Below are 22,055 nucleotides of genomic sequence, written 5' to 3'. Positions count from 1 at the left end.
ACCGAACGAAGGACGACCCAGCCGTGACCGACGTCCCCCCGAGCCGCCGCGCCGCCCGCGCCGCGGAGGCCGATCAGCAGAGTCAGCTCCCGCACGACCCGGAGCAGCACCTCGCCTCTGAGACGGAGCCGACGGCGCCCGACTCGATCGACCACCTGTTCGCCGGCCCCGAGGTCGGCGCCCCGCGCGACCGCGGAGAAGCCGTCGCCGCCGCACACCCCGACGCCGCCCCCTCCACCCGCCGCCGCCGCGCGAAGCGCGAGAACAGGCCCCGGCGCAGCCGTCGCGGGCTGATCGGCGGGCTCCTCGCCTTCGGCGTCTTCGTGGCCCTGGTCGCGATCGCGGTGACGATCTTCGTCGAGCCCGTCCGCGCGCTGTTCGCGGAGCCGGAGCCGACCGACTTCACCGGCACCGGCACCAGCGAGGTGGTCTTCACCATCCACCAGGGCGACGGCGGCAGCACCATCGCCGAGAACCTCGTCGCGGACGGCGTCATCAAGTCCTACACGCCGTTCTACGAGCTGCTCCTCGCGGAGAACCCCGAGCCCGTCTTCCAGCCCGGTGCCTACTCGCTGAAGGCGGAGATGAGCGCGAAGGCGGCACTGTCGGCGCTGCTCGACTCCGACTCGACCCGGCTCGCGAACACCTTCGTCATCCCGGAGGGCACCTCGCTCAAGGGCGCGCTGCCGCTGATCGCGGACGGCTCGGGCGTCGCCCTCGCCGACCTCGAGGCCGCGGCCGCGGACTGGGGCTCCTACGGGCTCCCCGCCGAGGCGACCAGCCTCGAGGGCTTCCTGTTCCCGGCGACCTACGACATCGACCCGGGCACGTCGGCGCACGACATCCTGCAGACGCTCGTGAACCGGATGTACCAGTCGCTCGACGCGGCGGGCGTGCCGGTCGAGAACCGCTACCGGACCGTCGTCTTCGCCTCGCTCGTGCAGCGCGAGGCACGCGTCGCGGACGACTTCCCGAAGGTCGCACGGGTGTTCCAGAACCGCCTCGACCAGGGCTGGCGCCTGCAGTCGGACGCGACCGTCGCCTACGGCACCGGGGCGACCGACCGGGTGACCACGACCGACGCGGAGCGCAACGACGCGAACAACATCTACAACACGTACCAGCGCGACGGCCTGCCGCCCGCGCCGATCTCGAACCCGGGCGACGTCGCCATCCAGGCGGTGCTGCAGCCCGCGGACGGCACCTGGCTCTACTTCGTCACGGTGAACCTCGAGACCGGCGAGACGGTGTACTCGACCACCGATGCGGAGCACAACGCCGCGGTGGCGCAGTGGCAGGCGTGGATGCGGGACCACCCGGAGTACCAGTGACCGCGGAGCCGGCGCCGGGCGGGCGCCGGCTGGCGGTGCTCGGCTCGCCGATCGCGCACTCGCGCTCGCCCGAGCTGCACGCGGCGGCCTACCGGGTGCTCGGGCTCGACTGGAGCTACACGGCGGTCGAGGCGACGGAGGCGACGCTCGCCGCCGTCGTCGCCGATCCGGTCGCGCTCTGGCACGGCCTGTCGCTGACGATGCCGCTCAAGCACGCGGTGCGGCCGTTGCTCGACGAGGAGGACCTGGTCGCGCGGGCGACCGGCGCCGTCAACACCCTGCTGATCGACCGCTCCAATGGCGCACCCCGCCTGCGCGGCTTCAACACCGACGTGGCCGGGATCGTCCGGGCGCTCGGCGAGGCGGGCGTGCACTCGGCCGAGCGCGTCGAGATCCTCGGGGGAGGGGCGACCGCCGCCTCCGCCCTCGCCGCGGCGGCCGAGCTGGGCGCGGGGCGGGTGACGGTCACGCTCCGCTCGCCGGAGAAGGCCGCCCCGTTGGCCGCGATCGCCGCCGCCGTCGGCGTCGCCCTCGACGTCCGCCCGTTCTCGGACTGGGACGGCGCGGACGCGGCGCCGCTGCTCGTCTCGACGCTGCCGGGCGGCGCGTCGGCCGAGCTGGCCGTGCCGGATGCGGTGGTCGCGGCCTCGACGCTCTTCGACGTGGCCTACTCGCCCTGGCCGAGCCCGCTCGCGCTGCGCTGGGGCGCGGCCGGCTCGCCCGTCGTGTCGGGGCTGGGGATGCTCCTGCACCAGGCGCTGCTGCAGGTGCGGGTGTTCGCCGGCGGCGACCCGGCCGTGCCGCTGCCGAACGAGGACGCGGTGCTCGCGGCGATGCGCGCGACGCTGCCGGCCGACTCCACCGCCTGAGCCCGCGGGGCGCGAGTCCGGTGGGGCGCGTGTGCGAGAATCGGAGGATGCTCCGTTGGCTCACGGCCGGGGAATCCCACGGCCCCGAACTCGTCGCCGTCCTCGAAGGACTGCCGGCGGGTGTCCCCGTCTCCCTCGACGACGTCCGCGCCGACCTCGCCCGGCGCAAGCTCGGCTACGGTCGCGGCGCCCGGATGAAGTTCGAGCAGGACGAGCTGAACGTCTCGTCCGGCATCCGCCACGGCGGCACGACGGGCGGCCCGATCGCGCTGCGCATCGGCAACACCGAGTGGGCGCGCTGGGTCGACGTGATGGCGGCCGAGCCGCGCGATCCCGAGACGCTGCCCAAGGGCCGCGGCGCCGCGCTCACCCGCCCGCGCCCGGGTCACGCCGACCTGGTCGGCATGCAGAAGTACGGCTTCGAGGAGTCGCGCAACGTCCTCGAGCGCGCCTCGGCCCGCGAGACGGCCGCCCGCGTCGCGCTCGGCGCCGTCGCCCGCCGCTTCCTCGGCGAGCTCGGCATCACCCTCGTCAGCCACACCCTCGCCATCGGCCCGGTCCGCGTGCCGGAGGGCTCGGCCCTGCCGACCCCCGCCGATGTCGACGCGCTCGACGCCGATCCGCTGCGCTGCCACGACGCGGCGACCAGCGCCCTGATGGTGGCCGAGGTCGACCGCGCGCACGACGACGGCGACACCCTCGGCGGCGTCGTCGAGGTCCTCGCCTACGACCTCCCGCCGGGACTCGGCTCCTACGTGCACTGGGACCGCCGGCTCGACGCGCAGCTGGCCGCCGCGCTGATGGGCATCCAGGCGATCAAGGGCGTCGAGGTCGGCGACGGCTTCCTGACCACCACCCGCCGCGGCTCCGAGGCGCACGACGAGCTCTTCGTCGCCGAGGGCGGCATCGGCCGCTCGAGCGATCGCGCCGGCGGCACCGAGGGCGGCATGAGCACGGGCACGGTCCTGCGGGTCCGGGCCGGCATGAAGCCGATCGCCACCGTCCCGCACGCGCTGCGCACGGTCGACGTCGCCACCGGCGAGGCCGCGGGCGCGCACCACCAGCGCTCCGACGTCTGCGCGGTGCCCGCCTCGGGCGTCGTCGCGGAGGCGATGGTCGCGCTGGTGCTCGCGAACGCCGTGCTGGAGAAGTTCGGCGGCGACAGCGTCACCGAGACCCGCCGCAATCTGCAGGGCTACCTCGACGCGATCCCGGAGGAGCTGCGCACCCTCGCCGCCAGCGATCCGGCGCTCGGTCTCGTCTGATGCCCGAGCACCTACCTGGGCGGACCCGCTGATGGCGGGTCACGATACCGGCGCGGCCCGCGCCCGCGTCGTCCTGATCGGCCCGATGGGGGCCGGCAAGACGACGATCGGCAAGCGGGTCGCGAAGGCCCTCGCGGCCGATTTTGTCGACTCCGACGCCGAGTTCGTGCGCCGGCACGGACCGATCGCCGCGTACTTCGACCTGCACGGCGAGGCGTCCTTCCGAGTGGAGGAGCGCCGCGTCGTCGAGCAGGCCGTCCGCCGCGCCGTCGTGCTGAGCCTGGGCGGGGGAGCGGTGCTCGACGAGGGCACGCGCGCCGACCTGGCCGGCGTCCCCGTCGTGCTGCTGACCACGACCGCCGAGGCCGTGCGCGACCGGCTCGGCTCCGGCCGCCCGCTGGTGCGCGGCGGCGTCGCGGACTGGACGCGCATCTACGAGTCGCGACGCGCGGTCTACGAGTCGCTCGCCGACACCGTCGTCGACTCCTCGCGCCGCCCGATCACGACCCTGGCCGCCGAGGTGACCGCCTGGGTGCGCGAGCGCGAGGCGGCGTCCGGTGAGCCCGCTGCCGGCACCACCGAGTCCACCGGCACGACCGAATCCACCAGCACCACAGAACCGGCGGCCCCCACCGGCCGCCCGACCGGAAGAAGAGCATGAACGACGGCGCCACCGCCCTCACCGTCACCGGAGAGAACGGCTACGACATCACGGTCGGCCGCGGCCTCCTCGACGGCCTCGCCGACGCGATCGGCCCGCGAGCGGCCAAGGTGCTGATCGTGCACCCGCCGACCCTCGCGGTCCTCGCCGCCGAGATCCGGGAGAGCCTGCTCGACCGCTACGAGGTGCTGCTCGCCGAGGTTCCCGACGCCGAGGCCGCCAAGCGCGTCGAGGTCGCCGCCTTCTGCTGGCAGGTGATGGGTCAGTCCGACTTCACTCGGACCGACGCGGTCGTCGGCTTCGGCGGCGGTGCGATCACCGACCTGGCCGGCTTCGTCGCCGCGACCTGGCTCCGCGGGGTCGACCTCGTGCAGGTGCCGACCACGGTGCTCGGCATGGTCGACGCGGCCGTCGGCGGCAAGACCGGCATCAACACGGCCGAGGGCAAGAACCTCGTCGGCGCCTTCCACGCACCCCGCGCCGTCGTCGCCGACCTCGACGTCCTGACGAGCCTGCCGCGCAACGAGATCCTGGCCGGCTTCGGCGAGATCGTGAAGTACGGCATGATCGCCGAGCCGCGCATCCTCGACATCATCGAGTCGGACGTGGACCTCGCGACCGACCCGACGTCGGAGGAGTTCCGCAGCCTGGTCGAGCTGTCGATCGGCATCAAGGCGCGCGTGGTGAGCGAGGACTTCACCGAGAAGGGCCTGCGCGAGATCCTGAACTACGGGCACACCCTCGGCCACGCGGTCGAGCACGCCGAGCGCTACCAGTGGCGGCACGGCGCGGCGGTCTCGGTCGGCATGATGTTCGCGGCGGAGCTGTCCCGGCTCACCGGCTCGCTCAGCGATGCCGTCGTCGATCGCCAGCGCAGCGTCCTCGAGTCGCTGACGCTGCCGACGAGCTACCCGCTCGGCCGCTGGGAGACGCTGCTCGCCGCGATGCAGCGCGACAAGAAGTCGCGCGCGGGCATGCTCCGCTTCGTGGTGCTCGACGACCTCGCGCGGCCGAGCATCCTGCAGGGACCGGAGACGTCGCTGCTGTTCGCGGCGTACCAGGAGATCGGCGCGTAGCGGCACCTGGCGGGGTCAGCCCCGCCGGTCGTCCGGCCCGCGGTCGCCGGTGAGCGCGGCCTCGCGGGCACGGGCGTGCTCCTCCGCGCTGACTGTTCCGGCCGCGCGCAGCCGGTCGAGCTCGGCCAGGCGATCGGTGAGCGAGGAGCCCGCCGGGCCGATGCCGTGGCGGAGGTAGCGGGCGGCCATGTCCGTCTGCATCGTGGTCGGGTCCATGCCGAGCTGCTTCGCCCGGCGGGTGTTGCGGACGATCAGCACGATGATCAGGACGATCACCGCGACGATGACGATCGGCACGATCGCGAAGACGACCGCGAACCACGGCGGAACGATGTTCTGGCCCGGGAGCGTCGGTGCGAAGAAGTCCGAGCGGGCCGCCGCGGAGACGATCCCGGAGTGAGCGGTGCTGAGGGTCATGCGACCTCCTCGGTCGTGGGCGTCCCTCCAGTCTGCTCCGGGTGCCTCCGTGCCCGCATCGTCCGGCCGGGGGAGGCGGCCCGGCCGCTCGCGGGCCGGACCGACTACACTCGATGGGTTGGCCGGATCGGCCGATCAGCAGACTTCCACGAAACGGATCCCCCTTCGCATGGCCTCTACCACCGACATCAAGAACGGCACCGTCCTCAGCATCGACGGTCAGCTCTGGAACGTCATCGACTTCCAGCACGTGAAGCCGGGCAAGGGCGGCGCGTTCGTGCGCACCAAGATGAAGAACGTGCTGACGGGCAAGGTCGTCGACAAGACCTTCAACGCCGGCGCCAAGATCGACACGGCCAACGTCGACCGTCGCGACTTCCAGTACCTCTACCGCGACGGCGCGGACTTCGTCTTCATGGACACCTCGGACTACGACCAGATCACGGTCCCCGAGGCCGTCGTCGGCGACGCCGCGAACTTCATGCTCGAGAACCAGAACCTCACCCTCGCGCTGCACGACGGCGATCCGCTCTACGTCGAGCTCCCCGCCTCCGTCGTGCTGGAGATCACCTACACCGAGCCGGGCCTGCAGGGCGACCGCTCGACCGGCGGCACCAAGCCCGCGACCGTCGAGACCGGCTACCAGATCCAGGTCCCGCTCTTCCTCGAGCAGGGCACCAAGGTCAAGGTCGACACCCGCACGGGCGACTACCTCGGCCGCGTCAGCTGAGCCGGGTCTTCTGTGAGCGCTCGGACGAAGGCGCGCAAGCGCGCCCTCGACATCATCTACAACGCCGACGTGCGGCAGATCTCCTTCTCGGAGTCGCTGCGCTCCGAGGCGGAGCGCGCGGCCAACGAGCCGGCGCGTGAGGCCTCCTGGCTGTACGCCCGCGAGATCGTCGACGGCGTCATCGACAACGCCGACGAGATCGACGCGCTGATCGCGCAGCTCGCGAAGGGCTGGACGCTCTCGCGCATGCCGCTGGTCGACCGCGCGATCCTCCGCATCGGCGTCTGGGAGATCCTGCACAACGACGCTGTCCCGGACGGCGTCGCCATCTCCGAGGCCGTCGAGGCGGCGACCCTGCTCTCGACCGACGACTCGGCCGGCTTCATCAACGGCCTGCTCGCCTCCGTCGCCGAGTCGCACGCGACGGCCTGACGCCCGCGGGTCTCGATACGCCGTCCTGCGGACGGCTACTCGACCAGCAAGGAAGCCGTCCTGCGGACGGCTACTCGACCAGCAAGGAAGCCGTCCTGCGGACGGCTACTCGACCAGCAAGGAAGCCGTCCTGCGGACGGCTACTCGATTAGCGAGGGAGCCGCCGCCATGGCGGCTCCCTTTCATGCTGATCGAGTAGCCCGCGGAGCGGGCGTATCGAGATCCACCACCGTCGGAAGGTGCGGCTGCAGACCGGCGTTCCGACAAAGGTGGGTCTCGATACGCCGTCCTGCGGACGGCTACTCGACCAGCATGCTTCGCAGCATGCGGAGTCGGCCGCTTGCGGTGCGTCCTCTTCGCATGCTGATCGAGTGGCCCGCGGAGCGGGCGTATCGAGATCCGCCGTCGCCGGGCGGGAGCAGACGGACCCCTATACTCGGGGAGGCATTTCCTTTAAGGCCGTCCAGAGAGACGGGGAAGGAGGTCGGTGTGACGGCACGAATCGTGCTCAGCAGCGCTGACATCACGCGCGCTCTCACGCGCATCGCTCACGAGATCCTCGAGTCGAATCGCGGCGCGGAGTCGCTGGTGATCCTCGGGATCCCGACCCGCGGAGTCGCGCTCGCGCGGCGGATCGCCGACACGATCGCCAGGATCGAGCCCGGAGCCGACCCGGTGTTCTCCGGCTCGCTCGACGTGACGATGTACCGCGACGACCTCGCCCACCACCCGACGCGGACGCCCGCACGCACCGCCGTCCCGGCGAGCATCGATGGCCGCACCGTCGTCCTGGTCGACGACGTGCTCTTCTCCGGCCGCACCATCCGCGCGGCTCTCGACGCCCTCAGCGACATCGGCCGCCCGCGCGCCGTGCGGCTCGCCGCACTGGTCGACCGCGGCCACCGCGAGCTGCCGATCCGCGCGGACTTCGTCGGCAAGAACCTCCCCAGCAGCCTCAGCGAGCGGATCAACGTCCGCCTGGTCGAGACCGACGGCGAGGACCTCGTCGCGATCGAGTCCGCACCGGACGGAGGCACCCGATGAGGCACCTGCTCTCCACCCGCGACCTCGACCGCGCCACCGCGATCGGCCTCCTCGACATCGCCGAGGACATGTCGGACGTGCAGAACCGCGAGGTCAGGAAGCTGCCGACCCTGCGCGGCAAGACCGTGGTCAACCTCTTCTTCGAGGACTCCACCCGCACCCGCATCTCGTTCGAGGCCGCGGCGAAGCGGCTCTCGGCCGACGTGATCAACTTCAGCGCCAAGGGCTCGAGCGTCTCGAAGGGCGAGAGCCTCAAGGACACCGCGCAGACCCTCGCGGCGATGGGCGCGGACGGCGTCGTCATCCGCCACCACGCGTCCGGCGCCCCGGCGGTGCTCGCGGCCAGCGGCTGGATCGACGCCGCCATCCTCAACGCCGGCGACGGCACGCACGAGCACCCCACCCAGGCGCTGCTCGACGCCTTCACCATCCGCCGCCGGCTGCACGGCGCCGCCGCCTCCCGCGGCAAGAGCCTCGACGGCGTCGCCGTCACGATCGTCGGCGACATCCTGCACTCGCGGGTCGCCCGCTCGAACGTCTGGCTGCTGACCGCGCTCGGCGCGGAGGTCACCCTCGTCGCCCCGCCCACGCTCGTCCCCGTCGACACCCTCGACTGGCCTGCCACGATCCGCTTCGACCTCGACGACGCGATCGACTCCGGGCTGCCCGACGTGGTGATGCTGCTGCGCATCCAGCTCGAGCGGATGTCGAGCGGGTTCTTCCCCAACGGCCGCGAGTACGCGCGGATCTGGGGCCTGGACGACGAGCGGCTCGCCCGCCTCGGCCCGGATACCATCGTGATGCACCCCGGACCCATGAACAGGGGCGTCGAGATCTCCTCGGCCGCCGCCGATTCGAGCCGCTCCACGGTGCTCGAGCAGGTCGCGAACGGGGTGTCCGTGCGGATGGCGGCGCTGTACCTGCTGCTGTCCGGTGAAAGGGAGGTCCTGTGATGACCGGTACGAGGATCCTCCTCTCGGGAGCGACGCTCGCCGACGAGACGACGGCCGACGTCCTGATCGACGGCGGGACGATCGTCGAGATCGGCACCGACGTCGACTCGAGCGGCGCGCGCGTGATCGACGCCGACGGGCTCCTGGCACTGCCGGGTCTCGTCGACCTGCACACCCACCTCCGCGAGCCCGGTTTCGAGCAGAGCGAGACCGTGCTGACCGGCACGCGCGCCGCGGCGGCGGGCGGCTTCACCGCGGTCTTCGCGATGGCGAACACCTCGCCGGTGCAGGACACGGCCGGCGTCGTCGAGCAGGTCCAGAGCCTGGGCGAGGACGCGGGCTACGCCACCGTCCGCCCGATCGGCGCCGTCACCGTCGGCCTCGCGGGGGAGTCGCTCGCCGAGCTCGGCGCGATGGCCCGCAGCCGTGCCGCGGTGCGCGTCTTCTCGGACGACGGCAAGTGCGTCTCGGACGCGCTGCTGATGCGCCGCGCGCTCGAGTACGTGAAGGCCTTCGACGGCGTCGTCGCCCAGCACGCGCAGGAGCCGCGGCTCACCGTCGGCGCGCAGATGAACGAGGGCGCCGTCTCCAGCGCCCTCGGGCTGCAGGGCTGGCCGGCCGTGGCGGAGGAGGCGATCATCGCCCGCGACGTCCTGCTGGCCGAGCACGTCGGCTCGCGGCTGCACGTCTGCCACGTCTCGACCGCCGGCTCCGTCGACGTGATCCGCTGGGCCAAGGCCCGCGGCATCGACGTCACGGCCGAGGTCACCCCGCACCACCTGCTCCTCACCGAGCAGCTCATCGCCGGGGTCGACGGCGCGGCCGGCTACGACGCCCGCTACAAGGTCAACCCGCCGCTGCGCCGCGACGAGGACGTGCTCGCCCTCCGCGAGGCCCTCGCCGACGGCACCATCGACATCGTCGCCACCGACCACGCCCCGCACCCGGTCGAGGCGAAGGACTGCGAGTGGGACGCCGCCGCGTTCGGCATGGTCGGCCTCGAGAGCGCCCTGAGCGTCGTGCACGCCGCGGTCGTCGAGGACGGCCGGCTGAGCTGGGCCGACGTCAGCCGCGTGCTCTCCTCCGCCCCCGCGCGGATCGGCCGGCTCGACGGCTACCAGCACGGCCTCGCCGTCGGCGCCGCGGCCAACGTCGTCCTCTACGACCCCGAGGTCCGCCGCCGCTTCTCCACCGGCGACCTGCGCGGGCGCAGCACCAACTCGCCGTACCTCGGCAGGGAGCTGCCGGGCCGCGTCGTCGCGACGCTGCACCGCGGCGTACCGACCGTCCTCGACGGCGAGCTCGTCGACGCGGCGACGGTCGCCGCGGCAGCGAGGGGCGCCCGTGGATAGGACCGCCATCGCGATCGTCATCGCCGCGGCCGTCGCCCTCGTCTTCATCGGCATGGCGCTGTCCTGGCGCGCGCGCCGGCGCCGGTCCGCCGCGCTCGCCCCCGAGGCCATCCCCGCCGCGTCGCTGGGCGCCGAGCGCGAGGCGGTCGAGCTGCCCTACGTCGCGACCACCCGCTTCGAGCAGCCGCTCGAGCGCGTGGTGCTGCCGGGCCTGGGCTTCCGCGGCCGGGCGACGCTGCGGCTGCACGAGCGCGGCGTCGTGATCGCCCCGGTCGGCGAGCGCGAGACCGTGATCCCTGCGGCGCTCCTCCGCGGTACCGGCGAGGGCTCCTACGCCATCGACCGCGCCGTCGAGGAGGGCGGGCTGCTCGTGCTCTCCTGGTCGCCGCGCGGCGAGGAGGTCGTGGACAGCTACCTCCGCGTCGCCGACCCCGCGCTCCGACGACGACTGGTCGACGAGCTCCGCCGGCTCGCCGGCCCCGATTCCTCCCCCTCCCACCCCGGGACCGCCGACGGCGGCTCCGACTCGACCCAGAAGGGCTCCTAGTCCGTGCCAACCACACGCCTCAGCACCGAACCCACCGCCGTCCTCGTCCTCGAGGACGGGCGACGATTCTCGGGTCAGGCCTACGGCGCACGCGGCCGCACGCTCGGTGAGATCGTCTTCGCGACCGGCATGACCGGCTACCAGGAGACGCTGACCGACCCGTCCTACGCCGGCCAGATCGTCGTGCAGACCGCCCCGCACATCGGCAACACCGGGATGAACGACGAGGACGAGGAGTCGCGCCGCATCTGGGTCGCCGGCTACGTCGTCCGCGACCCCTCGCGCGTGGTCTCGAACTTCCGCTCGCAGCGCTCGCTCGACGACGACCTGGAGAAGGACGGCATCGTCGGCATCTCCGGGGTCGACACCCGCGCGATCACCCGGCACATCCGCTCGCTCGGCTCGATGCGCTCCGGCGTCTTCTCCGGCGAGGACCTCGCCCTCCCCGAGGAGGAGCAGCTCGCGCTGGTGCTCGGCGGCGCGCGGATGGCGGGCCTGAACCTCTCGTCCTCCGTCTCCACCGAGGAGCGCTACACCGTGCCCGCGCAGGGCGAGCGCGTCGGCTCGGTCGCCGTGATCGACCTGGGCGTCAAGACCTCGACGGTCAACTACCTCTCCGAGCGCGGCTTCGACGTGCACGTGCTGCCCGAGTCGACGACCGCCGAGCAGGTGCTCGCGCTCGACCCCTCGGCGCTGTTCTTCTCGAACGGGCCCGGCGACCCCGAGGCCTCCGACCGCCACGTCGACCTGCTGCGCACCACGCTCCGCGCCGACCTGCCGTTCTTCGGCATCTGCTTCGGCAACCAGCTGCTCGGCCGCGCGCTCGGCTTCGGCACCTACAAGCTGCCGTTCGGCCACCGCGGGATCAACCAGCCGGTGCTCGACAAGCTGACCGGCCGGGTCGAGATCACCTCGCAGAACCACGGCTTCGCGGTCGACGCGCCGATCGACGGCGAGCTCGACTCGCCCGAGGGCTTCGGCCGGGTCGAGGTCAGCCACTACAGCCTCAACGACTCGGTCGTCGAGGGGCTGCGCTGCCTCGACATCCCCGCGTTCTCGGTCCAGTACCACCCGGAGGCGGCGGCCGGACCGCACGACTCCAACCACCTCTTCGACCGCTTCCGCGCCATGGTCGTGCAGCGCACGGCCGAGCAGGGCGGCGCCGAGCCCGCCACCGCGGACTCCACCACCTCGACCACCACCACCGCCTCGACCACCGGAGAGCAGAAGTAATGCCCCGCAGGGAAGACATCAGAAGCGTCCTCGTCATCGGCTCCGGCCCGATCGTGATCGGCCAGGCGGTCGAGTTCGACTACTCGGGCACCCAGGCCTGCCGCGTGCTGCGCGAGGAGGGCGTCCGCGTCATCCTCGTCAACTCGAACCCGGCGACGATCATGACTGACCCGGACTTCGCCGACGCGACCTACGTCGAGCCGATCACCCCGAAGGCGATCGAGGCGATCATCGCCAAGGAGCGCCCCGACGCGATCCTGCCGACCCTCGGCGGCCAGACCGCGCTCAACGCCGCGATCCAGCTGCACGACCTCGGGATCCTGGAGAAGTACGACGTCGAGCTGATCGGCGCGAGCTTCGAGGCGATCAACCGCGGCGAGGACCGCCAGATCTTCAAGCAGCTCGTGCTGGACGCGGGTGCCTACGTCGCCAAGTCGTACATCGCGCACACCGTGGAGGAGGCGATCGGCTTCGCCGAGGACCTCGGCTACCCGCTGGTCATCCGCCCCTCCTTCACCATGGGCGGCCTCGGCTCCGGCTTCGCGCACTCCGTCGACGAGCTCGTGCGGATGGTCGGCGACGGCCTGCACCAGAGCCCGACCACCGAGGTGCTCCTCGAGGAGTCGATCCTCGGCTGGAAGGAGTACGAGCTCGAGCTGATGCGCGACACGGCCGACAACACGGTCGTCGTCTGCTCGATCGAGAACGTCGACCCCGTCGGCGTGCACACCGGCGACTCGATCACGGTCGCCCCGGCGCTGACCCTGACCGACCGCGAGTACCAGAAGCTGCGCGACATCGGCATCCGGATCATCCGCGACGTAGGCGTGGACACCGGCGGCTGCAACATCCAGTTCGCGATCGACCCCGCCGACGGCCGGATCATCGTGATCGAGATGAACCCGCGCGTCTCGCGCTCCTCGGCGCTGGCCTCGAAGGCGACCGGCTTCCCGATCGCCAAGATCGCCGCGAAGCTCGCGATCGGCTACCGCCTCGACGAGATCCCGAACGACATCACCAAGGTGACGCCGGCGAGCTTCGAGCCGACCCTCGACTACGTCGTGGTCAAGGTGCCGCGCTTCGCCTTCGAGAAGTTCCCCGCCGCCGACAAGACGCTGACCACGACCATGAAGTCGGTCGGCGAGGCGATGGCGATCGGCCGCAACTACGCGCAGGCGCTGCAGAAGGCGCTCCGCTCGCTGGAGAAGCGCGGCTCGTCCTTCCACTGGGGCGACCAGTCGCGCTCGGTCGAGGAGCTGCTCGAGATCGCGAAGACGCCGACCGACGGCCGCATCGTCACCGTGCAGCAGGCGCTGCGCCTCGGCGCGAGCGTCGAGCAGGCCTTCGAGGCGACCAAGATCGACCCGTGGTTCCTCGACCAGATCGTGCTGATCAACGAGATCGCCGAGCTGGTGCGCGAGCACGACGGCCTCGACGCCGGCGTGCTGCGCCTGGCGAAGGACCACGGCTTCTCCGACGTGCAGATCGCCCAGTTGCGCGGTCTCGACGAGGCCGAGGTGCGCCGCACCCGCTACGACCTCGCCGTCCGCCCGGTCTACAAGACGGTCGACACCTGCGCCGGCGAGTTCCCGGCGCTGACGCCGTACCACTACTCCTCCTACGACGAGGAGACCGAGGTCGTCGCGGCCGACCGCCGGAAGGTCGTCATCCTCGGCTCCGGCCCGAACCGCATCGGCCAGGGCGTCGAGTTCGACTACTCCTGCGTGCACGCGTCGTTCGCGCTGTCGGCCGCCGGGTTCGAGACGATCATGATCAACTGCAACCCGGAGACGGTCTCGACCGACTACGACACCTCCGACCGCCTCTACTTCGAGCCGCTGACGCTCGAGGACGTGCTCGAGGTCATCCACGCGGAGTCGCAGTCGGGCGAGCTGGTCGGCGTCGTCGTGCAGCTGGGCGGCCAGACCGCGCTCGGCCTCGCCGCCGGCCTCGAGGCCGAGGGCGTGCCGATCCTGGGCACCACCCCCGCCAACATCGACCTCGCGGAGGAGCGCGGCGCGTTCTCCAGGATCCTCGACGAGGCCGGCCTGCTCGCCCCGCGCAACGGCACGGCGACCGACCTCGAGGGCGCCCTCGAGGTCGCGGTCGAGATCGGCTACCCCGTCCTCGTCCGCCCGTCGTTCGTCCTCGGCGGCCGCGGCATGGAGATCGTCTACGGCTCCCCGCAGCTCGAGGACTACTTCGCCCGGATGGCCGACGAGGGGATCATCGACGCGACGCACCCGCTGCTGGTCGACCGCTTCCTCGACGACGCGATCGAGATCGACGTCGACGCGCTCTACGACGGCGAGCAGCTCTACATCGGCGGCGTGATGGAGCACATCGAGGAGGCCGGCATCCACTCCGGCGACTCGGCCTGCACGCTGCCGCCGGTCACTCTGGGCCGCCAGCAGATCGACAAGGTCCGCGAGGCGACCCTCGCCATCGCCGAGGGCGTCGGCGTCCGCGGCCTGCTCAACGTGCAGTTCGCGATCGGCCAGGGCGTGCTCTACGTCCTCGAGGCGAACCCGCGTGCCTCGCGCACCGTGCCGTTCGTCTCGAAGGCGCTGGGCATCCCGCTCGCGAAGGCCGCCTCGCGGCTGATGGTCGGCGAGACGATCGCCGAGCTCAAGGCCGAGGGCCTGCTGCCCGAGCGCGACGGCTCCGACGTGCCGATGGACTCGCCGATCGCGGTGAAGGAGGCGGTGCTGCCGTTCAAGCGCTTCCGCACCAAGGAGGGCAAGATCGTCGACTCGCTGCTCGGCCCCGAGATGCGCTCGACCGGCGAGGTCATGGGCATCGACCGCGACTTCCCCCGGGCGTTCGCGAAGAGCCAGGAGGCGGCCTACGGCGGCATGCCCGCGAGCGGCACCGTGTTCATCTCGGTGGCCGACCGCGACAAGCGCTCGATCGTGCTGCCGGCCCTGCGCCTGCGCCAGCTCGGCTTCGAGATCCTCGCCACCGAGGGCACGGCCGAGGTGCTCAACCGCAACGGCATCCAGGCCCGGGTCGTCCGCAAGTACAGCGAGGAGGCCGTCGACGACGCGCCCTCGATCGTGGAGCTGGTCAACCGCGACCAGGTCGACGTGGTGATCAACACGCCGAGCGGCGGCGCCTCCCGCGCCGACGGCTACGAGATCCGCGCCGCCGCGGTCGCCGCGGACAAGCCGCTGTTCACCACCATCGCCCAGCTCGCCGCGGCCGTCGCCTCGCTCGACGCCGCCGCCGAGCCGTTCGAGGTGACGAGCCTGCAGGACTACGCGATCCGCCGGGCGGAGCGCACCGCGTGACGGACGCCGTCGCGCCGCCGGGCGCCGAGTCCTTCGGCGCCCGGCTCGAGGCCGCGTTCGACGCGTTCGGGCAGCTCTGCGTCGGGATCGATCCGCACGCGTTCCTGCTCGACGCGTGGGGCCTGGACGACAGCGCGTCGGGCCTGGAGTCCTTCGGCCGGCGGGTCGTCGAGGCCTCGGCCGGCCGGGTCGGCCTGGTCAAGCCGCAGGTCGCGTTCTTCGAGCGGCACGGCTCGGCGGGCTACGCGGCGCTCGAGCGCGTCCTCGCCGACGCGCGCGCCGCGGGCCTGCTGGTCATCGCGGACGCGAAGCGCGGCGACATCGGCACGAGCGTCACGGCCTACGCCGAGGCGTGGCTCCGGCCGGGCTCGCCGCTCGAGGCCGACGCGATGACCGCCGCCGCCTACCAGGGCGTCGGCTCGCTCGAGGGCATGCTCGCGCTGGCCGAGGAGGCGGGCAAGGGCGTCTTCGTCCTCGCCGCGACCTCCAACGCCGAGGCGCGGCCGGTGCAGCGGGCGCTGCTGCAGGACGGGCCGGCCGCCGGCTCGACCGTGGCGCACGCGGTGCTGGCCGACGTGGCATCCTGGAACGCGGGACACGCGCGCTCGTCGATCGGCTCGGTCGGCGTCGTGCTCGGGGCCACGGTCGCACTCGGCGACTACGGCATCGGCACGGGCACTCCGCTCCGCCCCGCACTGCCGGTGCTGGCGCCCGGCTTCGGCCACCAGGGCGCCGACACCGCGGACGCGTCGAGGCTGTTCGGGGCGCTGGCCGCCTCGACGATCGTGAGCGAATCGCGCAGTGTCCTCGGCGCCGGACCCGACGGGATCGCCGCCGAGATCGACCGCCGAGCCGCACACCTCCAGGAGACCCTTGTCCGCTGAAGCCGTCAGCCCGATCGATCCCGCCGCCGAGGCGCCGTCCGCTGCGCGCCGCCCCGCGCCGCCCGCGGTCGACCGCCGCGCCGCCTCCGAGGCCGCGATCGCCGCCCGCCGCGCCCGCGCCCAGGTGAAGAAGGGCGTCGCCGCCGGCGACCGGCCCGCCACCGCCGTGCTCGCCGCCGCGCAGGAGGACCCGACCGGCGTCGAGGGCCGGATGCGCGTCAGCGAGCTGCTGCGCGCGGTGCCCGCCCTCGGCGTGGTCAAGACCCCGCGGGTGATGGAGCAGCTCGGCATCGCGCCGTCCAAGCGCCTGGGCGGTCTGGGCCGGCGCCAGGTCGAGGGCCTCGGCGCCTTCCTGGAGGAGCGCGAGTCGCGCCAGCGCCGCGGCGAGCGCAACCGGCTCGTCGTGCTGGCCGGTCCGACCGCGGTCGGCAAGGGCACCGTCTCCGGCTACATCCGCGAGAACTACCCCGACGTCCTGCTGTCCGTCTCGGCGACCACCCGCGCACCGCGCCCCGGCGAGATCGAGGGCGTCAGCTACTACTTCGTCGACGACGCCGAGTTCGACCGCATGGTCGAGGCGGGGGAGTTCCTCGAGTACGCGACGGTGCACAACGCGTACCGCTACGGCACGCCCCGCGGCCCGATCGACGCGGCCCTCGCCGCCGGCCGCCAGGTCATGCTCGAGATCGACATCCAGGGCGCCCGGCAGGTCCGCGAGCGGATGGGCGACGCCCGGCTGGTGTTCCTGCTGCCCCCGAGCTGGGAGGAGCTGGTGCGCCGCCTGGTCGGCCGCGGCACCGAGAGCCCCGAGGAGCAGGAGCGCCGGCTGGCCACCGCGAAGGTCGAGCTGGCCGCGCAGGACGAGTTCGATTTCTGCGTCGTGAACAGCACCGTGCCCGAAGCGGCCCGCGAGGTCGTACAATTGATGTCGCCTCGTGCCGACAGCACGCCCGCCGATCCGGGCCGCTGAGACCGAGACCACCGACCACCTCCGGGCCTTGCCCCGATCGCCCTCCCCGGTGATCGCGCGCCGTGCCGCTCCGGAGCCGCAGATCGGCGCTTCGCGCCACGCTAGGAGACACCATGGCCAACAACCTCGGCATCATCGACCCGCCCATCGACGAGCTGCTCTCGAAGGTCGACTCGAAGTACGCGCTCGTCATCTTCGCCTCCAAGCGCGCGCGCCAGATCAACGACTACTACGCCGACCTGCACGAGGGCAGCCTGTTCGACAACGTCGGCCCGCTGGTCGACTCCACCATCGACGACAAGCCGCTCTCCGTCGCGCTGCACGAGATCAACGAGGACAAGCTCGTCGCCCGTCCGGTCGCCGAGCCCCTCGACGAGTAGTCCCGACCGGGGGCGCTCCGCGACATGCGGTCATCGAGACGGGCCGCACGGCTGAACGTCGTCGTCGGGATCACCGGCGGCATCGCCGCCTACAAGGCGGTCGGAGTCGTCCGCGCGCTGGTCCTCGAGGGCCACGACGTCCACGTCGTGGCCACCGAGGCGGCGCTGCGCTTCGTCGGCAAGCCGACGCTCGAGGCCATCTCGCGGAACGCGGTGCACACCGAGCTCTACGAGGGCGTCGCCGAGGTGCGGCACGTGGCGATCGGCCAGGCGGCCGACCTCATCGTAATCGCCCCGGCGACGGCGCACACCCTGGCCAAGCTGGCGACCGGCCTCGCCGACGACCTGCTCGGCAACACCGTGCTCGCCAGCACCGCTCCGGTCGTGGTCGCTCCGGCGATGCACACCGAGATGTGGGCGAACGCGGCCACGGTCGCGAACGTCGCGACGCTCCGCTCCCGCGGCGTCCACCTCGTCGGCCCGGCCGTCGGCCAGCTCACCGGCGCCGACTCGGGCCCGGGCCGGATGGAGGAGCCCGCGACGATCGTCGCCGAGGCCCTCGCCGTCCACGCCCGCGCCACCGCCGCCCGGCGCGACCTCGAGGGCCTGCGCGTCCTCGTCACCGCCGGCGGCACCCGCGAGCCGCTCGACCCCGTCCGCTTCGTCGGGAACCGCTCCAGCGGCCGGCAGGGCGTCGCGCTCGCGGTCGCCGCGGCCGCGCGCGGAGCGAGGGTCACCCTCCTCGCCGCGAACCTCGACATCGAGGCGCCGCAGGGCGTCACGGTGATCCCCGTCGGGACCGCCCTCGAGCTGCGCGAGGCCGCGCTGGCCGCCGCCCGCGACGCCGACATCGTCATCATGGCCGCGGCCGTCGCCGACTACCGGCCGGCCGACGTCTCCGAGGCCAAGATCAAGAAGGAGCAGCAGGGCGACCGCCTCGTCCTCGAGCTCGTGAAGAACCCCGACATCCTCGCTGAGATCTCCGCCGCGAAGACCGACGGGCAGCTGATCGTCGGCTTCGCCGCCGAGACCGAGCCCGACCGGGACGCGATGCTCGCGCTCGGCCGCGCCAAGATCGCCCGCAAGGGCTGCGATCTGCTCGTCCTCAACAGGGTCGGCTGGGCCGAGGGCTTCCAGAGCGACAGCAACACCGTGGTGGTCCTCGATCCGGCCGGAGATATAGTGATCGAGGCTTCCGGCAGCAAGGCGTCGGTCGCCGATCGCGTCCTCGACGTGGTCGCGCGCTAGGGCGCCTCCCTGGCCCGGTCCGCCCCCGGTGAGAGGGCGAGCCCGGTGCGGGACTGCACCGGATCGAGACAGCTCCGGCTGCCGCGCCCTACGGAATGAGACGCTCGACATGACCTCCGGCCCCCTCCGCCTGTTCACCTCCGAGTCCGTGACCGAGGGTCACCCGGACAAGATCTGCGACCAGATCTCGGACCGCATCCTCGACGCGCTCCTCCGCGAGGACCCGCGCAGCCGGGTCGCCGTCGAGACGCTCGTCACCACGGGGCTCGTGCACGTCGCCGGCGAGGTCTCCACCTCGGGCTACGTCGAGATCCCCGCGATCGTCCGCGACACGATCGTCGACATCGGCTACGACTCCTCGCTCAAGGGCTTCGACGGCCGCTCCTGCGGCGTCTCCGTCTCGATCGGGCAGCAGTCGCCCGAGATCGCCGCGGGGGTCGACACGGCCCTCGAGGTGCGCGGCGACGCCTCCGACGAGGACGCGTTCGACCGCCAGGGCGCGGGCGACCAGGGCCTGATGTTCGGCTTCGCCACCGACGAGACCCCCGAGTACATGCCGCTGCCGAGCTGGCTCTCGCACCGCCTCGCGGAGCGCCTCGCCGAGGTCCGCAAGACCGGCGAGCTGGACTACCTCCGGCCCGACGGCAAGACGCAGGTCACCATCGGCTACGACGGCACGACGCCGGCGACGATCGACACGGTCGTGCTCTCCACCCAGCACGCCGAGCACGTCAGCACCGCCACGATCCACGCGGACATCGAGGAGCACGTGATCCGCCCCGTGCTCGAGCGCGTCGACCTCGACTCCTCCGGTGTGCGCCTGCTGATCAACCCCTCCGGCCGCTTCGAGATCGGCGGCCCGCAGGGCGACGCCGGGCTCACCGGCCGCAAGATCATCGTCGACACCTACGGCGGAGCCGCGCGCCACGGCGGCGGTGCCTTCTCGGGCAAGGACCCGTCGAAGGTCGACCGCTCGGCCGCCTACGCCATGCGCTGGGTCGCGAAGAACGCGGTCGCCGCAGGGCTCGCCCGCCGGATGGAGGTGCAGGTCGCCTACGCGATCGGCAAGGCCGCCCCGGTCGGCCTCTACGTCGAGACCTTCGGCACCGGCACGCTACCCGACGAGCAGATCACCGAGGCGATCCGCTCGGTCTTCGACCTGCGTCCCGCCGCGATCATCCACGCGCTCGACCTGCTCCGCCCGATCTACTCGCAGACCTCGGTCTACGGGCACTTCGGCCGCGAGCTGCCCGACTTCACCTGGGAGCGCCTCGACCGCGTCGACGACCTCCGCTCCGCCGCGGGTCTCTCGTAGGCGCCGACGCGGCGGGGGAGGCGGTGACCGGTCCGGCGGGGCGCGTCGCGCGCGTGCTCCTCGACTCGCCGCTCCCGCAGCTCGACCGGCTGCTCGACTACGCGATCCCCGAGGCGCTCCGCGAGGGCGTCCAGCCGGGTGTCCGGGTCCGCGTCCCGCTGCGCACCGGCGGGCGGATCGCGGACGCTTTCGTCGTCGAGGTCGGCGAGGGCTCCGAGCACGCGGGAGCCCTGAGCGAGCTCGAGGAGCTCGTCTCGCCGCTCGTCGTGCTCACCCCGGAGGTCTGGGCACTCGCCCGGCGGGTCGCCGACCGCGCCGCCGGGGGAGCGAGCGACGTGCTGCGCCTCGCCGTGCCGCGGCGCCACGTGCGGGTCGAGCGGGCGCACCTCGCGGCCCTCGCCGAGGCGGCGGCGACCGCCACCTCGTCCGAGGCGGACGCGGACGCCGGCCCGGCCGAGCCGGTCGCGGACGGCCCCGGGCCCGGCGCGGTGACCGGCTACCCCGTGGAGACGTTCGACGGCCTCCTCGACGGCGGCCGCCTCGCGGTGAACGCCGTGCCCGCGCCGGTGCAGCTCGCCTCGGAAGCCTGGGTCGGCGGCTGGGCGGTGACGCTCGCCGAGCTCGCCCGCACCGCGCTGGCGGCCGGACGCGACGCGATCCTGGCAGTGCCGGACTACCGCGACCAGGAGCAGCTCGAGCAGGCCCTCGCCGAGCACGTCCCCGAGGACGCGGTCGTCCGCCTCGACGCCCGGCAGAAGGGCGCGGGCCGCTACGCCGCGTTCCTGCGCTGCCTCACCCCCGGGCCGCGGGTCATCGTCGGCAACCGCTCCGTGCTCTACGCGCCCTCGTCGGCGCTCGGCCTGATCGCGCTCTGGGACGACGGCGATCCGCTCTTCGCCGAGCCGCTCGCCCCCTACGCGCACGCCCGCGACGTGGCGCTGGTGCGGCAGGAGCAGAGCGGCGCCGGGCTGGTGCTGCTCGGCAACACCCGCACGGTCGAGGTGGAGCGGCTGGTCGGCCTGGGCTTCGCCGCGCCGGTGCAGCCGCGGCCCTCGCGGCGCCCGCACGTCGTGCCGACCGCGCAGCAGACGGCCGCCGACGAGCACGACCAGGCCGCGCGCATCCCGTCCACCGCCTGGCGGCAGGCGCGGATCGCCCTCGACTCGGGCCCGGTGCTCGTCCAGGTCGCCCGTCCCGGCTACGCGCCGGTGGTCGCCTGCGCGCGCTGCCGCACCGTGGCGCGCTGCAACCGCTGCCAGGGTCCGCTCGCCGTGCACTCCGCCGGCGCGCGGCCGAGCTGCGGCTGGTGCGGCCTGATCGCCGCCGACTGGCACTGCTCGGTCTGCGAGGCGACGGCGCTGCGCCTGGTGAGCCTCGGCGCGGGACGGACGGCGGAGGAGCTCGGTCGCGCGTTCCCGGGAGTCAAGGTCGTCGTCGCGGACGGCGCGCATCCGATCCTCACCGTGCCCGGCACGCCCGCGCTCGTCGTCGCCACCCGCGGCGGCGAGCCCCGGGCCGACGGCGGCTACCACGCCGTGCTGCTGCTCGACGGCGAGCGGATGCTCGCGCGGGAGAGCCTGCGCGTCGCCGACGACGCCCTGCGCACCTGGTCCAACGCGGCCGCGCTGGCCCGCCCCGGCGCTCCCGTGCTGCTGGTCGGCGTCGCCGGGCGCCTCGCGACGGCCCTCGCGACCTGGCGCCAGGACGAGTACCTCCGCGCCGAGCTGATCGAGCGGCGCGAGCTGCGCTTCCCGCCCGCCGTCCGGCTCGCGACCGTCAGCGGCGACGCGCACGCGGTGACGGAGGCGCTCGACGCGCTGGACGAGGCGGACCGGCACGAGGTGCTCGGCCCGGTCGGGCTCGAGGACGGCTCCGTCCGGGCGATCGTGCGCTTCGACTACGCTCGCGGGGCGGAGGTCGCCGCCCGCCTCCGGTCCGCCGTGATCCGCAACGCGACCCGCCGCCGCCGGCCGCCCACCACGCCGGGCCGCTTCCGGCCGGCGCCGAAGCTGCGCGTCCGGCTGGACGACCCCGACATCCTCTAGACCCGTCCCTCCC

20 protein-coding genes are annotated in these 22,055 nt (G+C 73.1%); 19 read left to right on the top strand and 1 reads right to left on the bottom strand.

Annotated features, from left to right (window positions below; genetic code table 11):
- Nucleotides 1-23 precede the first annotated feature (23 nt).
- From mltG to aroB, 5 genes are read left to right on the top strand one after another with little or no spacing between them, the layout of a single operon-like run.
- On the top strand, nt 24-1,331 hold the full coding sequence (mltG, locus tag EDF17_RS12060; protein ID WP_243732873.1) for an endolytic transglycosylase MltG: 1,308 nt from the start codon (nt 24-26) through the stop codon (nt 1,329-1,331).
- Nucleotides 1,328-2,200 (top strand): shikimate dehydrogenase, encoded by an 873-nt coding sequence (locus tag EDF17_RS12055; RefSeq protein ID WP_123446211.1) that lies wholly within the window; start codon nt 1,328-1,330, stop codon nt 2,198-2,200. The genes mltG and EDF17_RS12055 overlap by 4 nt, the downstream gene beginning before the upstream one ends.
- Nucleotides 2,201-2,247: 47 nt before the next feature.
- Nucleotides 2,248-3,465, top strand: coding sequence for a chorismate synthase (gene aroC / locus EDF17_RS12050; RefSeq protein ID WP_123446212.1), 1,218 nt, complete (start codon nt 2,248-2,250; stop codon nt 3,463-3,465).
- 31 nt (nt 3,466-3,496) lie between these two features.
- Nucleotides 3,497-4,126: a shikimate kinase gene (locus EDF17_RS12045; RefSeq protein ID WP_123446213.1), complete on the top strand. Its 630-nt coding sequence runs from the start codon at nt 3,497-3,499 to the stop codon at nt 4,124-4,126.
- The gene (gene aroB / locus EDF17_RS12040; RefSeq protein ID WP_123446214.1) at nt 4,123-5,202 is read left to right on the top strand and encodes a 3-dehydroquinate synthase; all 1,080 of its coding nucleotides are present in this window, start codon (nt 4,123-4,125) and stop codon (nt 5,200-5,202) included. Before EDF17_RS12045 ends, aroB begins: the two co-directional genes overlap by 4 nt.
- A 15-nt stretch (nt 5,203-5,217) precedes the next feature.
- On the opposite strand, the gene EDF17_RS12035 is transcribed toward aroB, so the two are convergent.
- Nucleotides 5,218-5,619, bottom strand: a complete 402-nt coding sequence (locus EDF17_RS12035; protein ID WP_123446215.1) for a hypothetical protein — start codon at nt 5,617-5,619, stop codon at nt 5,218-5,220.
- Nucleotides 5,620-5,788: 169 nt separating this feature from the next.
- Here EDF17_RS12035 and efp point away from each other — a divergent pair, with 169 nt between their 5' ends.
- From efp to EDF17_RS11965, 14 genes are all read left to right on the top strand, one after another.
- Complete coding sequence (efp, locus tag EDF17_RS12030; protein WP_123446216.1) at nt 5,789-6,349, top strand: elongation factor P; 561 nt, start codon at nt 5,789-5,791, stop codon at nt 6,347-6,349.
- A gap of 12 nt (nt 6,350-6,361) precedes the next feature.
- Entirely contained in the window at nt 6,362-6,781 is a 420-nt protein-coding gene (gene nusB, locus EDF17_RS12025; protein ID WP_123446217.1) for a transcription antitermination factor NusB, read from the top strand.
- A gap of 489 nt (nt 6,782-7,270) precedes the next feature.
- Nucleotides 7,271-7,825 carry a bifunctional pyr operon transcriptional regulator/uracil phosphoribosyltransferase PyrR gene (pyrR, locus tag EDF17_RS12020; protein ID WP_123446218.1) on the top strand — a complete coding sequence of 185 codons (555 nt, stop codon included), beginning with the start codon at nt 7,271-7,273 and terminating at the stop codon, nt 7,823-7,825.
- On the top strand, nt 7,822-8,778 hold the full coding sequence (locus tag EDF17_RS12015) for an aspartate carbamoyltransferase catalytic subunit (RefSeq protein ID WP_123446219.1): 957 nt from the start codon (nt 7,822-7,824) through the stop codon (nt 8,776-8,778). Before pyrR ends, EDF17_RS12015 begins: the two co-directional genes overlap by 4 nt.
- Nucleotides 8,778-10,130 (top strand): dihydroorotase, encoded by a 1,353-nt coding sequence (locus EDF17_RS12010; RefSeq protein WP_123446220.1) that lies wholly within the window; start codon nt 8,778-8,780, stop codon nt 10,128-10,130. Before EDF17_RS12015 ends, EDF17_RS12010 begins: the two co-directional genes overlap by 1 nt.
- Nucleotides 10,123-10,677: a hypothetical protein gene (locus EDF17_RS12005; protein ID WP_123446221.1), complete on the top strand. Its 555-nt coding sequence runs from the start codon at nt 10,123-10,125 to the stop codon at nt 10,675-10,677. The genes EDF17_RS12010 and EDF17_RS12005 overlap by 8 nt, the downstream gene beginning before the upstream one ends.
- Before the next feature lie 3 nt (nt 10,678-10,680).
- Nucleotides 10,681-11,910 (top strand): glutamine-hydrolyzing carbamoyl-phosphate synthase small subunit, encoded by a 1,230-nt coding sequence (carA, locus tag EDF17_RS12000; RefSeq protein ID WP_123446222.1) that lies wholly within the window; start codon nt 10,681-10,683, stop codon nt 11,908-11,910.
- Nucleotides 11,910-15,200 carry a carbamoyl-phosphate synthase large subunit gene (gene carB, locus EDF17_RS11995; RefSeq protein ID WP_123446223.1) on the top strand — a complete coding sequence of 1,097 codons (3,291 nt, stop codon included), beginning with the start codon at nt 11,910-11,912 and terminating at the stop codon, nt 15,198-15,200. The genes carA and carB overlap by 1 nt, the downstream gene beginning before the upstream one ends.
- Nucleotides 15,197-16,084, top strand: a complete 888-nt coding sequence (pyrF, locus tag EDF17_RS11990; protein WP_123446224.1) for an orotidine-5'-phosphate decarboxylase — start codon at nt 15,197-15,199, stop codon at nt 16,082-16,084. The genes carB and pyrF overlap by 4 nt, the downstream gene beginning before the upstream one ends.
- 13 nt (nt 16,085-16,097) lie before the next feature.
- Nucleotides 16,098-17,054 (top strand): guanylate kinase, encoded by a 957-nt coding sequence (gene gmk, locus EDF17_RS11985; protein WP_123446562.1) that lies wholly within the window; start codon nt 16,098-16,100, stop codon nt 17,052-17,054.
- 113 nt (nt 17,055-17,167) lie between these two features.
- Complete coding sequence (rpoZ, locus tag EDF17_RS11980; protein WP_123446225.1) at nt 17,168-17,434, top strand: DNA-directed RNA polymerase subunit omega; 267 nt, start codon at nt 17,168-17,170, stop codon at nt 17,432-17,434.
- Nucleotides 17,435-17,485: 51 nt separating this feature from the next.
- Nucleotides 17,486-18,682 (top strand): bifunctional phosphopantothenoylcysteine decarboxylase/phosphopantothenate--cysteine ligase CoaBC, encoded by a 1,197-nt coding sequence (gene coaBC, locus EDF17_RS11975; protein WP_123446563.1) that lies wholly within the window; start codon nt 17,486-17,488, stop codon nt 18,680-18,682.
- A 109-nt stretch (nt 18,683-18,791) separates the two neighbouring features.
- Nucleotides 18,792-19,997 carry a methionine adenosyltransferase gene (gene metK, locus EDF17_RS11970; RefSeq protein WP_123446226.1) on the top strand — a complete coding sequence of 402 codons (1,206 nt, stop codon included), beginning with the start codon at nt 18,792-18,794 and terminating at the stop codon, nt 19,995-19,997.
- A gap of 23 nt (nt 19,998-20,020) precedes the next feature.
- A complete protein-coding gene (locus EDF17_RS11965) occupies nt 20,021-22,042 on the top strand; it encodes a primosomal protein N' (protein WP_123446227.1) in 2,022 nt (673 codons plus the stop codon).
- Nucleotides 22,043-22,055 lie beyond the last annotated feature (13 nt).

This window comes from Rathayibacter sp. PhB1 (genome assembly GCF_004362935.1).
Taxonomy (GTDB): Bacteria; Actinomycetota; Actinomycetes; order Actinomycetales; family Microbacteriaceae; genus Rathayibacter; species Rathayibacter festucae.
Note: the sequence above shows the minus strand (reverse complement) of the source record. Positions and strands in the feature narration are given on the sequence as shown.